14 protein-coding genes are annotated in these 13,634 nt (G+C 69.4%); 10 read left to right on the forward strand and 4 right to left on the reverse strand.

Annotated features, from left to right (window positions below):
• The first annotated feature begins 20 nt into the window (after positions 1 to 20).
• The 3 genes from ACMGFE_RS03120 (at position 21) to ACMGFE_RS03130 (ending at position 2,195) form a co-directional block, all read left to right on the forward strand.
• On the forward strand, positions 21 to 1,055 hold the full coding sequence (locus tag ACMGFE_RS03120; RefSeq protein ID WP_436923630.1) for an amidohydrolase family protein: 1,035 nt from the start codon (positions 21 to 23) through the stop codon (positions 1,053 to 1,055).
• A 93-nt stretch (positions 1,056 to 1,148) separates the two neighbouring features.
• Positions 1,149 to 1,505 carry a four-helix bundle copper-binding protein gene (locus ACMGFE_RS03125; RefSeq protein WP_436923631.1) on the forward strand — a complete coding sequence of 119 codons (357 nt, stop codon included), beginning with the start codon at positions 1,149 to 1,151 and terminating at the stop codon, positions 1,503 to 1,505.
• A 144-nt stretch (positions 1,506 to 1,649) separates the two neighbouring features.
• Entirely contained in the window at positions 1,650 to 2,195 is a 546-nt protein-coding gene (locus tag ACMGFE_RS03130) for a universal stress protein (RefSeq protein WP_436923632.1), read from the forward strand.
• Between the two features lie 31 nt (positions 2,196 to 2,226).
• On the opposite strand, the gene ACMGFE_RS03135 is transcribed toward ACMGFE_RS03130, so the two are convergent.
• Complete coding sequence (locus ACMGFE_RS03135) at positions 2,227 to 3,186, reverse strand: biotin--[acetyl-CoA-carboxylase] ligase (RefSeq protein ID WP_436923633.1); 960 nt, start codon at positions 3,184 to 3,186, stop codon at positions 2,227 to 2,229.
• A 391-nt stretch (positions 3,187 to 3,577) separates the two neighbouring features.
• On the opposite strand from ACMGFE_RS03135, the gene ACMGFE_RS03140 reads away from it, so the two are divergent.
• Positions 3,578 to 4,345, forward strand: coding sequence for a helix-turn-helix transcriptional regulator (locus ACMGFE_RS03140; protein WP_436923634.1), 768 nt, complete (start codon positions 3,578 to 3,580; stop codon positions 4,343 to 4,345).
• A gap of 12 nt (positions 4,346 to 4,357) precedes the next feature.
• Here the strand turns inward: ACMGFE_RS03140 and ACMGFE_RS03145 are convergent, their stop codons facing one another.
• Positions 4,358 to 5,347 carry a hypothetical protein gene (locus ACMGFE_RS03145; RefSeq protein WP_436923635.1) on the reverse strand — a complete coding sequence of 330 codons (990 nt, stop codon included), beginning with the start codon at positions 5,345 to 5,347 and terminating at the stop codon, positions 4,358 to 4,360.
• Between the two features lie 584 nt (positions 5,348 to 5,931).
• Between ACMGFE_RS03145 and ACMGFE_RS03150 the strand changes: the two genes are divergently transcribed.
• Complete coding sequence (locus ACMGFE_RS03150; protein ID WP_436923636.1) at positions 5,932 to 6,300, forward strand: hypothetical protein; 369 nt, start codon at positions 5,932 to 5,934, stop codon at positions 6,298 to 6,300.
• 166 nt (positions 6,301 to 6,466) lie between these two features.
• Entirely contained in the window at positions 6,467 to 6,988 is a 522-nt protein-coding gene (locus tag ACMGFE_RS03155) for an adaptin protein (protein WP_436923637.1), read from the forward strand.
• 96 nt (positions 6,989 to 7,084) lie between these two features.
• Here ACMGFE_RS03155 and ACMGFE_RS03160 read toward each other — a convergent pair whose 3' ends face one another.
• Positions 7,085 to 8,926: an acetyl-CoA carboxylase biotin carboxylase subunit gene (locus ACMGFE_RS03160; protein ID WP_436923638.1), complete on the reverse strand. Its 1,842-nt coding sequence runs from the start codon at positions 8,924 to 8,926 to the stop codon at positions 7,085 to 7,087.
• Between the two features lie 132 nt (positions 8,927 to 9,058).
• Here ACMGFE_RS03160 and pdhA point away from each other — a divergent pair, with 132 nt between their 5' ends.
• From pdhA to ACMGFE_RS03180, 4 genes are all read left to right on the forward strand, one after another.
• On the forward strand, positions 9,059 to 10,180 hold the full coding sequence (gene pdhA / locus ACMGFE_RS03165) for a pyruvate dehydrogenase (acetyl-transferring) E1 component subunit alpha (protein ID WP_436923639.1): 1,122 nt from the start codon (positions 9,059 to 9,061) through the stop codon (positions 10,178 to 10,180).
• A 156-nt stretch (positions 10,181 to 10,336) separates the two neighbouring features.
• Positions 10,337 to 10,495, forward strand: a complete 159-nt coding sequence (locus ACMGFE_RS03170; protein WP_436923640.1) for a DUF1059 domain-containing protein — start codon at positions 10,337 to 10,339, stop codon at positions 10,493 to 10,495.
• 135 nt (positions 10,496 to 10,630) lie between these two features.
• On the forward strand, positions 10,631 to 11,302 hold the full coding sequence (locus tag ACMGFE_RS03175) for a DUF4166 domain-containing protein (protein ID WP_436923641.1): 672 nt from the start codon (positions 10,631 to 10,633) through the stop codon (positions 11,300 to 11,302).
• Positions 11,299 to 12,309 (forward strand): YndJ family transporter, encoded by a 1,011-nt coding sequence (locus ACMGFE_RS03180; RefSeq protein WP_436923642.1) that lies wholly within the window; start codon positions 11,299 to 11,301, stop codon positions 12,307 to 12,309. The genes ACMGFE_RS03175 and ACMGFE_RS03180 overlap by 4 nt, the downstream gene beginning before the upstream one ends.
• Here ACMGFE_RS03180 and ACMGFE_RS03185 read toward each other — a convergent pair.
• Positions 12,306 to 13,625: a hypothetical protein gene (locus tag ACMGFE_RS03185; RefSeq protein ID WP_436923643.1), complete on the reverse strand. Its 1,320-nt coding sequence runs from the start codon at positions 13,623 to 13,625 to the stop codon at positions 12,306 to 12,308. The genes ACMGFE_RS03180 and ACMGFE_RS03185 overlap by 4 nt on opposite strands.
• Positions 13,626 to 13,634 lie beyond the last annotated feature (9 nt).

Here is a 13,634-nt window from a genome sequence, read left to right on the forward strand (position 1 = left end):
GCCACCAGAGTGACTGTGTAATGACCGACTCCACGACGTTCGACGGCACCATCCTCCGCGGTCGCGAGTTCGAACCCGTCGAGGGACGCGTCGTCGTCGAAGACGGCGAGATCGCGGCCATCGAGGAGGAGTCGACCCACAGCGACGACGTCGTGCTCCCGGCGTTCGTCAACGCGCACACGCACATCGGCGACTCCATCGCCAAGGAGGCCGGCGGCGGGCTCTCCCTCGAAGAACTCGTCGCGCCGCCGGACGGCCTGAAACACCGCTTGCTCCGGCAGGCGAGCACCGACGAGAAGGTCGAGGCGATGCGCCGCTCCCTGCAGTTCATGGTCGACTCGGGGACGGCCGCCTGCATCGAGTTCCGCGAGGGCGGCGCCGACGGCGTCGAGGCCTTCGAACGAGCGGCCCACGGGCTGGAAATCGACCCGGTGGTCCTCGGTCGCGAGACGGTCGCGGCGATGGAGGCCAGCGACGGATTCGGCGCGAGCGGCGCGAACGACGGCGACTTCAGCCGGGAACGGAACGCGACCGCCCGCGCCGGGAAGCTGTTCGGCATCCACGCCGGCGAGGTCGACGCCTCGGACATCAACCCCGCGCTCGACCTGGACCCGGACCTCCTCGTCCACATGGTCCACGCCGAGGAACTGCACCTCGACCGCGTCGCCGACAGCGAGATCCCGGTCGCGGTCTGCCCGCGCTCGAACCTCGTCACGGACGTGGGCTTCCCGCCGGTCGCGGATCTCCTCGAACGGACGACTGTCGCGCTCGGGACGGACAACGTCTTCCTCAACAGCCCCTCCATGTTCCGTGAGATGGAGTTCACCGCGAAGATCGCCGACGTGAGCGCCCGCGATGTCCTGCGGATGGCGACCGTCAACGGCGCCGAGATCGCGGACCTGAACTGCGGACTCGTCGAACCCGGCCGCGACGCGAAACTGCTCGTCCTCGACGGCGACTCCGACAACCTCTCCGGCGCGAAAGACCCCGTCCGCGCGGCCGTCCGGCGTGCCGGCGTCGCGGACGTGTCAGAGGTGTACTTGCCCGGGCGGTGAGCGCCGGGCACGTCCCTGGCCGGGAACTGCGATCGACGGCCTTGGAGATACAGGCTCGCTGTTGAACGGCGGTCAGGCCCTATTTCGTACGCAATGTCACTCTCAGAGACCGTCTCGAAGATCGACCGGCTGAGCGACGAACAGCGCGACTGCATCGAGAACTGCAACGAGGCCGCCGAGGTCTCCGAGTGGTGCGCCGACGAGTGCCTCGGCGACGAAGAGATGGAGCAGTGCGCCCGCCTCTGTCGCGACGTGGCCGATCTGACGTCGCTGCACGCGAGGTTCATGGCCCGCGGGTCGAACTACAGCACCGCCCTCGCCGAGGCCTGCGCGGGCGCCTGCGAGGAGTGCGCCGAGGAGTGCGCGCGCCACGACGCCGAGCACTGCCAGGTCTGCGCGGACGTCCTGCGCGAGTGCGCCCAGTCCTGCCGCGACATGATGAGCGCCTGATCCGCATCGCACGGCCAGGTCGTCGCCGCGGACTTTCCCGTTTCCCGCGTTCCATCCGCGTGAAGCCGATTCTCGCCACTCTCGTCGTTCACCGGTCTCCGCTCCTGCCGAAGGGTTATACAGCCGCGAGTGGTATTTGGTAGCATGAGTCTCTACGAGACGATCCTCCTGCCGACGGACGGGTCGGCGGGGATCGAACGGGTGATCGACCACGCGGGGGAGCTGGCGCGGGTCCACGACGCGACGATCCGGGCGCTGTACGTCATCGACGCGACGAGTTTCACGGGGCTCCCGATGGAGACCTCCTGGGAGGGGGTTCGACAGGTGCTCGAATCGGAGGGGGAGACGGCGCTCGAACAGCTCCAACGGGTGGCGCCCGAGGACGTGGAGGTGGAGACGGCCACGGTCGAGGGGACGCCGAGCACCGAGATCGTCCGCTACACGCGGGAGGTACCCGTCGACGTGGTCGTGATGGGGACCCACGGCCGCGGCGGGATCGACCGGCTCCTGCTGGGGAGCGTCGCCGAGCGCGTCGTCAGGAAGTCAGCCGTCCCGGTCGTCACGGTGCCCGTCGGCGGCGCGGCCGCCACCGTCGAGACGGAAGACGCCGCCGAAGCGGAACGGGCCACGGAGTCGGACAGCGTCACTGATGCGGACCCGGACCCGGCGCAGAGCGCCGAAGGCTCCTGAGCGGGGCCGTCGTACCGCCTGCCGAACGACTTCACTCCCCGACCGGTCGCAGGTGCTCGCAGTCGCCGGCGGTCACGGTCACCCGTTCGTCCCCGGTGTCGACGACGAGCGCCCCGGGGAACGCCACGTCGACGGCGTCGCCTACGACCTCGCCGCCGGGTGTGTCGACGCGCACGCGCTTGCCGAGCGTCGTCGCGTACTCTCTCCAGGCCGGCACGACCGCCTCCAGGTCGCCGCGCAGGTCGTCGAACTCCTCCAGCACGCGCTGGGTGAACAGCCGTCGGTCGACGTCGCCAACTTCTCCGCGGAGCGTCGCCGGGTCGGCCTCGCTCGGCAGGTCGTCCGGGTCCACGTTCGCGTTGATCCCTATCCCGACGATCACCCACGACACGCGGTCGGCCTCGCCCTCCATCTCGGTCAAGATCCCGGCCAGCTTCCGGTCGACCTCGGCGCCGTCGTCGTCGGTGCCCGGGACGACGACGTCGTTCGGCCACTTGATCCGCGCGTCGACGCCGGCCTCCCGGGCCGCCCTCGCGACGGCGACCGCGGCCGCGAGCGTGTAGGCCGGCGCGTGCGTGGCCGGAACCGCTGGCCGCGTGAGGACGCTCAGCCAGACCCCGCCGCTCGGCGAGGACCACTCGCGGTCGAGTCGACCCCGGCCGCCCGTCTGTTCGTCGGCGAGGACGACCACGTCGTCGGCCCCCGCCTGTGCGAGGTCTCGCGCCCTGGCGTTCGTGCTCGGGACGGAGTCGTGGAACTCCACCTCGAAGGGGGCGTCCAGGCCGTACTCGACGGCCGACCCACCGAACTCGGGGAACGCGTCGATGACGTACCCGTCACTGCCGCTCTCGACGGCGAACCCTTCCTCGCGGAGCGCCTCGACGTGTTTCCAGACGGCCGCCCGCGAGACGTCCAGTCGCTCGGCCAGTTCCGGTCCGGTGACCGGCCCGTCGGCGAGCGCGTCGAGGACGCGCTCTCGCGTCTCCTGCATGGCTCCGCGTAGCCCGCGACCGGTTGTAAGTGGTCCGGAGCGCGGCGGTCGGGGGACCCGTCGCGAGAGCGTCTCGCAGCGTGGTCGGTGCGCCGCGCAGCTGACCTCGAAGCGGTCGCTGACGTGGGGCGCGAGCGTGGCGCTGCCCGCGGTCGCCGCACCCGATCTGGACCGCGCTGCGTGTCCCGGTCGTAGCGGGCTCTCTGTCCGGCCGCCCACGCGTGTTGGCACTCCCCCGGAGGAACCGACCTCGGACAGACGGCCCCCGGAGGAACCGACCCCGGACAGACGGTCCCCCGGGGTCGGCGCGACGCGGACCGATCGCGTCGTATAATTCGAATATCAATTACGTCCGTTAGATTTTACTTGTTGACGATAAAAGCACACGATAATGGGGGACGAAGCAGTCGCTGACGTTCTCGATATCTATAACAGACGGACGGACCTGCTCTGTCTGGTCTGCGCGGGGACGCTCGACAAGCGGGAACTGGAGCGCCAGATCGCCTGTTCGCGGCCGACGATCGACCGGTCGTTCCGGGAACTGGAGGACCTCGGCGTGCTGGCGTCGTCGGGAACGACCCACGAACTGACGGCGTTCGGCGAACTGTTCTGCCAGGAGTTCACGCGGACGCGAGCGGCGCTCACCACGCTCACGGACATGAGAGACGTGCTGTCGGTGCTCCCGCGGGACTCCCCGATCGACATGCGACTGCTGAAGGGCGCGACCGCACACCGGGCAGCAGAGCACGCGCCCCAGGAGCCGTTCCTCGACGTCGTCGACGCCGCCGCGGACGCGACGGAGATCCGGGGGTACTCGAGTACGGTCCTGCCGTCGTACGTCGACGCGTTCTACTCACTCGTCGTCGAGGAAGCGATGCCGGCGACGCTCGTGTTCACCGCCGACGTGGTCGAGACGCTGGAGCGGAACTACCCGGACCGCTTCGCGGACCTGACGGAGGCCGACCACACCACGGTGTACGAGACGACGGCGACGGAGATGTACGGGCTCCTCGTCGGCGACGACGTCGTCGCTGTCCCCGTGGGGGACGACGGCGGGAGCCTCCGGGGCGTCGTCGTGAACGACACCCCGGCCGCACTGACCTGGGCCGAGGCGTGGTTCGAGGAACTGGTCTCCGCGAACGACACGTCGCCGATCTGAGCGCGTCCGCGTTCACCGGTCCCTGCCGCCGGGCACGTCCCCGACCGGGATCCCGAGAACCTCGTCCGCGCCTGCCGCCACGTCCCTGGCGACCAGCGCCGCGCCCTGGGCCGACGTGTACGGCTCGGCGAACCGGACCGGGGCGAGGTCGACACAGGCCTCGTACACCCGTCGGCCGAGCGGGAACGGACGTTCACGTCGCATCAGGCGACCGCTCAGGACGACGGCGTCGAGGCCATCGGCGCCAAGGTCGCGAGCGAACGGATACAGCGCGTAGACGTTCATGAGCGTCGACCAGTACACGCTCTGGAGGAGGTCCCGGTCGGCGATGTCGTGGACGTCGGTGAGGTCCGCGCCGCGTCGCGGGAGGAGCCCGCACCGCATGAACACGTCCTCGAAGTCCGACTCGACGCCGCGGCGGACCGCCTCCGGGTCGGGCCAGCCGTGCACCGGTCCGACCCAGTGGAAAAAGCCCGTCAGTCGCCCGCCGCAGACGAGTCCGGCCATGCAGGAGGAACTCGCGCACACCCAGATGAACGCCCCCGACGCGTCGAACTCCGCCCGGAACCGTTCCAGCGCGTACCGCATGGACGCGACCTTGTCCGCCCCTGCCAGCGCCGAGTAGTGCCTGAAGAACGCGTGGAGTGTGTCCAGTCCCCGGTGGACGCCGGGCAGGACGACCGTCGGGACGGCGGAGTCGTACAGTCGGTCGAAGACGGTCGCTCCCGCGCCGGTCCCGTAGTCGAGCCCCACCAGATCGGTCGTGCCCCTGTTCGGGACGTCTTCGATGCCTTCGATCTCGTCGATGGCGTTCCCGAATGCGTACGTGACCGTCGCGAGCGAGACTCGCGAGAGCCCGATTCGGTCGTCTAGCACCTCCAGGAACGCCCCGGCCGTCTCGACGTTCCGGCGGTCTATCCGGAACGCGGTCGTCAACTCGCCGTCGTCGCCGATGGCCGCGACCTTGATGCCGGTCGTCGAGTGGTCGATGCCCACGTACATGGTACGCTCCCCGTCGGACTGCCCGCCGTCCCTCCAGTCGAGGCGCGACCGGCCGTTCCGTCGGGCGGCGTCCCCGAGTGATTACACGAATGACAGGTAGTTTGTTATTCGTGAACTATGTATCACTTCACGACGACGTGCCCGGTAAGGATCTAGTTTCGGGGACGGCGGCGGGCCGACCGGGATCGCCAGGCTCGGCCGTAGGATCGGTAAAACGGCCGATCACCGTCGACTCGGGCCCGAGCAGACGGGCGATCTCGACCGCTCGCGGGCATCGAGGCCGTCGCTCGTCCGAACGACGTTCGGGACGGGAGTAGCGGATCGCTTCGTCGGAAATAATCACGGCGTGAACGACGTTCAGTTCTTAATACTATGGGTTTGCGGTACGTTACCAAGCATAGGGGGGTGGAGCGCACACCCGATCCCAGCGGTGTGGTGCCGCCCTCCGTCAAACGATGACAGTACGAAACAACGGATGCGACACGGATCCGAGCCGCGGGCGGGTTCGCGACCTCGCGCTCGGTCCGGAACAGCTGATCTGCGCGTTACTCAAAGCCATCTCGGGACCCGGACGATTCCGACAGATGCTCCTGGTCGTCGCGCTGTGGGCGCTCTACCGCGGCCGCGAGTGGCTGGTCTTCGGGACGGTGGTGGCCCTCGTCGTCGCGGCCGCGTCGCGACTCCTCGTTCGGGTCGTCTCGTCGTTCGCTCGGTCCGGAGCGTGCGCCTGGGGGGCGTCGCAGCGACCGGACACCCGTCCCTGCGACTGCCAGTCGACAGGCCCGGAGCCCGGGGATCCGGCCCCACCGCCTCGTCCCGGGGATGCCTGGCGGCAGCGACAGCGCGGGTATCCGCTCGCGGTGTTCTACATCGACGGTGACGCCGACGCGGCCGCACGACCGGACCCGGACGATCCGCGCGGACGCCAGCCACCGGAGGCAGACGACGAGTGATGCCGGCACGCGGCCTCTCGGTCGACCCGTCCGAGCCCCGTGCGCCACCGCTGTCCCGAGCCGTCCGAAGCCGTCCGCCGCCAACGGTCTGACCCGCAATCGAACGGAGTGGTTACCCGCGTTCACCGTCGACTTACTATCGGCGTCGTTCCCGTCGATCCGGTCGATGACGACGATCCTCGCGTTCGACCGCGACGACACCGTCGACGTCAACCCTCCGGCCGACCGCGAGGCCGTCCCGCTGGCGTGGCTCCGGGCGTTCGACGACCGCGAAGGCGTCGAGGTGTGGGCCATCGGGAACCAGCGACTGCGCTACGAGGCCGACGTCCCCGGCGTCCCGGAACTGCTCGCCGAACTCGGGGCCGGTCGCGTCCGGTCGCGCCTCCTCGCCGGGATGATGCGCGTCGAGTGGCACCTCCACCGGTACCCGGGGCTCCGCGCGATGTTCGCCGCGACCGCTCCCCGCGTCGACTCGGCCACGATGCCCCCGCGCGACGAGCGACTCCGACTGCTCGCGGCCCTCCGCGACGGCGCGACGGTCCGCGTCGTCGTCGACGACGTCGACCGCTCACACGTCGACGGCTGGATCCACTACTACCCCTGGGACTTCGTGGACGCCGTCAGAGACGGCAGCCTGGGCCTCGATCCGCCACGACGCGCGGGCCCGCGAGAATCCTCTGTCGGGTGAGTCGTCATCCGACGGTGGAAGCGACGTGTCCACGACGGGGGACCGATCTGTCCCCGACGGCGGGAACGAACCGTCGCTCCCGTCGCCTGACGCGGGCTAGTCCAGGACGAACATCGTGTCGCCCATGTCGACGGACTCGCCCTCGCTGACCTCGACGTGAGTGACGGTGCCGGCGTTCTCGGCGACGATATCGTTCTCCATCTTCATCGCTTCCAGCACGCAGAGCACGTCCCCCGCGGCCACCTCGTCGCCCTCGGCGACGTTGACTTCGAGGATGGTCCCCTGCATCTCGGCGGTGATCTCCTGGCCCTCCGCGGAGACGCCGCCGTCCGAGTCGCCGTCGGATCCGCCACGGCCGGGTTGGGGCCGCTGGGCCTGGCCGCCGCCGGACCCGTCGCCGCCCGTCGGGATGGCCGGGGCGCCCCGCTCTTCGAGGTCGACCTGGAATCGCTTGCCGTTGACCTCGACCGTGAACTCCCGTTCGACGACCTCCTCGTCGTCGTCGCCGCTGGGTTCCGTCTCGGTGCCCCACCGCTGCTGGGCGGCCTCGATCCGGTCGTGGTCCATCTCCTCGTCGAGGTACTTCGTGGTGTGGCGCCCTTCGAGGAACGGGTCGTCGGTGAGCATCATGCGGTGGAACGGGATGATCGTCGGGAAGCCCTGGATGTCGTAGTCGGCGAGTGCGCGCTTCCCGCGGGCGATACACTCCGCGCGGTCCTCGCCGGAGGTGATGAGCTTCGCGATCATCGAGTCGTAGTCGGTCACGAGGTCGTCGCCCTGCCGGTGGGCGTCGTCGATCCGGACGCCGATGCCGCCCGGTGGGTCGTACACGTCGAACGACCCGCCCGTCGCCGGCGCGAACTCCTTGGCGGCGTTCTCGGCGTTGATCCGGAACTCCATCGCGTGGCCCTCCAGTTCCACGTCGTCCTGTTCGAAGGTGAGTTCCTCGCCGGCGGCGACCCGGATCTGCCACTTCACGATGTCGATGTCGGTCAACTGTTCGGTGACGGTGTGTTCGACCTGGATTCGCGTGTTCACCTCGAGGAAGTAGAAGTCGGCGTCCGTGTCGAGCAGGCCCTCGTCGTTGCGGTCCTCGTCCTCGACGAGGAACTCGAAGGTGCCGGCGTTGTAGTAGTCGCCGGCCTCGGCGCCCCGGCGGGCGGCCTCGCCGATCTTCTCCCTGAGTTCGTCGGTGATCGCGGGGCTGGGTCCCTCCTCGATGACCTTCTGCTGGCGCCGCTGGAGCGAGCAGTCACGTTCGCCCAGGTGGCGGACGTTGCCGTGTTTGTCCGCGAGGATCTGCACCTCGATGTGGCGGGGGTTGTCGAGGAACCGTTCGAGGTAGACCGAGGCGTTCGAGAAGTACGCCTCCCCCTCGCGCTGTGCGGTTTCGAGCGCCTCCTCGGCCGCTTCGGGGCCTTCGACGACCTCCTGGCCCATCCCACCGCCCCCGCCTTCGGCCTTGATGAGGACCGGGTAGCCGTGTTCCTCGCCGAAGTCCTTGATCTGCTGGACGTCGGTGACGGGTTCGGTCGTCCCGGGGACGATGGGTACGTCGGCGTCTCGCATCACCTGGCGGGCGTGGGTCTTCTCGCCGAGGCGTTCCATCGCCTCGCTGGACGGGCCGATCCAGGTTATCCCGTCGGTCTCCTCGACCCGGGCGGCGAAGTCGGCGTTCTCGGCCATGAACCCGTAGCCGGGGTGGATGGCGTCGGCGTCGGCCTTCTTCGCGGCTTCGATGACGGCATCCCCGTCGTTGTAGGAGTCGGCCGCGCGGGCGGGCCCGATGTTGTAGGCCTCGTCGGCGTAGCGGACGAAGCCCGAGTACTTGTCGGCCTCGCTGTAGACGGCGACCGTCCCGACTCCCAGCTCCTCGCAGGCGCGCATGACGCGGACGGCGATCTCGCCGCGGTTCGCGACGAGGACCTTCTCGAACATACCACTCTGTACCGACCGTCGCCCTTTAAATCTAATCGGAGTCGCGGGACGGGTCCGAACGACTCCGCTGGTTCGTCCGGTCCGTCGCCGCCGGGAAAACGACTTTATCCGCTGTGCGCGTTCGCCCCCACTGTGACCGACGTGACCGACGAGCGACCCACCGCGGCCGACGACGGCCTGGTCCAGGTCCTCGACGCCGAGGGTCGCGTCCGCGACGGGGCGACCGTCCCGGACCTGTCCGACGAGGAACTCGTCGAGATGTACGCGCAGATGCGGCTGGCCCGCCACCTCGACGAGCGAGCCGTCTCGCTCCAGCGGCAGGGTCGCCTGGGGACGTATCCGCCGCTGGCCGGACAGGAGGCCGCCCAGATCGGATCGACGCACGCCCTGCGCGACGACGACTGGATCCTCGACCAGTACCGCGAACACGGCGCCGTCGTCGTCCGCGGCATCGAACCGGAGTACCTGCTGTACTGGAAGGGCCACGAGGTCGGCAACGCGTGGCTCGCCTCCCGCAGCATCTTCCCCCTCAACATCTCCATCGCGAGCCACCTCCCCCACGCCACGGGCATGGCGTGGGCCGCGCGACTCCAGGGCGACGACCGCGTCGTCTGCTGTCACTTCGGCGACGGCGCCACGAGCGAGGGCGACTTCCACGAGGCGCTGAACTTCGCCGGCGTCTTCGACGCCCCGGCGATATTCTTCTGCAACAACAACCAGTACGCCATCTCGGTGCCCCGCGAGCGCCAGACGGCCAGCGCGACTATCGCCGAGAAGGCCGACGCCTACGGGTTCGCGGGCGTCCGCGTCGACGGGATGGACCCGCTCGCGGTGTACCAGGTGACGACCGCCGCGGTCGAGAAAGCGCGCGATCCTAACGAGGACGAACTGCGCCCCACGCTGATCGAGGCGGAGATGTACCGCTACGGCGCCCACACGACTGCCGACGATCCGACGAAGTACCGCGACGACGCCGAGGTCGAGCGGTGGAAGGACCGCGACCCGATTCCCCGGATGGAAGCGTTCCTCCGCGAGCGCGACCTGCTGGACGACGAGCGCGTCGACGCCATCGGCGAGCGCAATCGCGAGCGCGTCGCAGACCTGATCGCGGGCGCGGAGGCGTACGAACCCGACGTAGACGAGTGGTTCGAGCACGCCTACGACGAGGCCACTCCGCGCGTCCGCGAACAGCAGCGCTACCTCCGGGACCTCCGCGACCGCCACGGCGAGGACGCGCTGCTGCGCGACGAGTAAGCCCGCGTTGTCGGCGTCTCCACCTGATACCCCACGTCGAGCAGGTCGCCCGACGGTGGCTTACTCGACAGATCTGACGTGTTACTCGGGAGTGTCGTCTCCCTACCGACTCGAAACCCGTGTATAGCTAAACCCGGTCGGTCCCACGGAGCGCGTATGGCATATCAGGTCGAATGCAGCCAGAACGACGACTTCATGATCAAATCCGAGGACGAGCAGGAAGTCATCGAGCACGTCAAAGAACACGCCGAGAAGAAACACGACATGGATCTGAGCGACGACGAGGCCCGCGACATGATCCAGCAGGCGTCCTGACCGCCGGAGCCCACCTCTTTTCACGGGCCGCGCTGCCGTAGCGGCGGCACCAACGGTTTTGTGTGCCGGCGTGCCAGCGGACGGTATGGACAGACAGGTAGCTTCGCGACCGGTGTGGGTAGCGGCGGTGGTCGGGTGACGGGCGTCTACGAGCGCGCGCTGGGATCGGCGGTCGACGACCTCCATCCGAAGGTCCGGGACCGCTACGGCCTCGGACCCGACGACGCGTACGCGACAGTGGGCCGCGGAACCATGGACATCACCCGGGGAACGCTCGCGCTCCCCGTGCTCTACGCGATGCCGCTGCGGAACCTCCTCTTCCCGGAGTCGGGGACGGACGTCCCCTTCTCGGTGACGACGGTCGGGTTTCGCGACCCGGCGGGCTACGAGGCGCTGACGACCCGCCGCGAGTTCGAGTTCGACGGCACGGTTCGCCAGTTCGACTCGCTGACGGTCTGGGACGACCAGCGCGAGCGCCTGTTCGACTTCCTCGGGACGGGCGGCCACGTCGTCTCGGAACTCCACCCGCGCGTCGACGACGGGGCGCTCGTCGTCGAGGGCGGCAAGCAGTGGACGAGAATCGGCGGGCGCTACCTGCCGACCCCCGGCCCGCTGGCGGTCGACGTGACCGTCCGGGACCGCTACGACGAGGCCGACGAGCGCTTCTACGTCACCGCCACCGTCGAGAGCGGACTGGCTGGGCACATTCTCGGCTACCGCGGGTCGTTCACGCAGGAACGGCGAGCGATGGAAGTCGTTCCGACCGACCTGAAGCCGACGACCGGGATCGACCCGCTCCCGCCATGAGCGGTGGGGACGGCGGCGGTGTCGGGACCGAGACGAGCGCCGCGAGCGGAGACGCCGGGGGCGCAGTGGCGGCGCAGATCCCGTCGATCCGCGGCGTCCGAGTCACGGACGTCAGCGCGGTCGCCGGCGGGGCGCTGTGGACGCTCGCCGCTGTTGCGGGCGCTCTCTCGCCGGTCGAGCAGGCGCTCGCACTCGCGCCGCTCGTCGTCGTGCCGCTCGGGATCGGCCTGGCCGCTGAGCGGGGGTTCGACGGGACTCCGGGAGCGCTCCTCGCACTCGCGGCGGTGACTCAGCCGGCCACGGCTCCGCTCGTGCTGGTGTCGCTGGTGGCGTCCTCGGAACTCACCGCGACGCTCGCGGCCGCGGCCTGGCTCCCGGTGACCGCACTTCTGGCGCTCGCGGGTCTCGTCCGAGCCCGCGAGCGCGGCCTGGCCCCGAACCGACTGTCCGAGACGCTGGTCGACGCCGGGCTGGCGTACGTCGTGGTCGCGGCCGTGGCACTCGTGCTCTTCCACCGCGGGATCACGTTCTGGTTCGACCCAGTCATCGTCCTCCTCACCGCCGTTCACTTCCACTTCGCGGGGTTCGCGCTCCCGGTCCTCGCGGGCGTCACGGGCCGACGCCTCGACGGCTTCGAGGGGCTCGCCCGGACGACGGCCGGCGTGATACTCGTCGGTCCGGCGCTCATCGCGGTCGGCATCTCCTTTTCGCCGCTCGTGGAGGTCGTCGCCGTCGGCGCGTTCACGCTCGCCGTCGCCGCGTTCGGCCTGCTCGTGCTCGTCCGCGTCGTTCCGTCGCTCGACGTGCTTCCGGCCGCACTCGTGGGGCTCTCGGCGCTCGCGCTCCCGGCGTCGATGGTGCTGGCGCTCGGGTACGGCGTCGCGGCATTCGGGGGGACGAACCCGCTGGGACTGAGCATCGGGAGGATGGTGTCGCTCCACGGGTCGCTGAACGCCTACGGGTTCGCGCTCTGTGGCGCCGTCGGGTGGCGGTTGGTCGATCGCTAACCCGATAGGTCGGACCGCGCTGCGGTGGCCGACGCCGTCTCCGACCGGCCTGGCGCCGCGATACGCACCGACTCGTTCGTCCCGCGAGCGGTGGCGCCGTGGACGAACGACTCGTCGCCAGCGAAGACGACGACGGTTTCAGGCGCGACGCGCTCCGAGGCGAACGAAAGGGAGGCGTTCGCGCTGCGCCGAGTCGCGAAGCGGTCGAAGGCGGCGGCGAACTCGTCGGCCTCGGTCGCGTTCTCCCACCGGAGCGTCCAGGCGATGGCCGTCCGGTTCTCGTCGGCCGTCGCGGAGAAGGTCAGGCTCCGGTCGTTGTCCCAGCCGTCCGCGGCCGCGTCGGCCGTCTTGCGGTCGAGTTCCAGCCGCAGGAATTCGCGGACGATTAGTTCGCCGCGCCTGTCGGCGTCGGAGGGGTAGTGGCCCAGTTCGACCGTCCAGTCCGCGGACTCGTTCGGCGCAACCGTGAGGTTCCCCAGTGAGACGGACCGATCCGGATGGAGGAGCTCCTCGGTGGTCTCTGGCGGGTCTCGTAGGACCGTGCTCAGTTCACTCGGCGAGTCGACCTGCGATTCGACGTATTCGGCGCCGACGATGTACTTCGCCGTGAACACCCTGAACGGTGATTCAGATCGGTTGTATCCGTACTGGAGGACGTCACTTTCCAGGGGTACATCGGTTTTCGGGGCGTTCGCGTACGCGTCGGTAGCGAAGACGGCACTTCCCTCACTGACCGCCGTGGCAGCTTGCCGTTCGTCGGCCGTAACTCGCCAGAGGCCGCTCGGTCGCCATCGCCTCTGCGAGTGGACGTGATGCGCGAATTCGTGTGCGAGGACCCGTTCGGGCATCGACACGTTCGATTCGATGTACACTGTCCCCTGTCGAGTGGCCTGTCCGGCCGCGGAAACTGTCCCAGTCAGGCCGAAGGCCCCGTAGAAGTTCGACTCGAAGGAGCCGGCATCCCTCGACTCGAAGACGACGACAGTCGGCGGATCCACGTCCACGCCGTGGAGTCGCTCGACGCGTTCGAAGATGCGGTCGACGTCCACGGAGAGGTTCCCGCGCACCGTGAGCTCCTCGCCGGACTCGGGCGTCGCAGCCGCACCCGCGTCCGTCGGCGCCGCGGTGGCCTGCGACGAGGGCAGGTCGGTCGGGGTCGATGCAGCGGCAGTCGCCGTCGGCGCGGCGTCGGTCGCTGCCGGCGGCGACGCGGTCGATGGACCGCCGTCGCCGGCGAGGAAACTGCATCCGGCGGTCACGGTGAGCAATGCGAGACAGAGCGCCGCGAGCAGTCGCTTGCGTGACGTGGGGGACATCGGTATAGG

Source organism: Halosimplex amylolyticum (assembly GCF_051414035.1).
GTDB classification, from domain to species: Archaea; Halobacteriota; Halobacteria; order Halobacteriales; family Haloarculaceae; genus Halosimplex; species Halosimplex amylolyticum.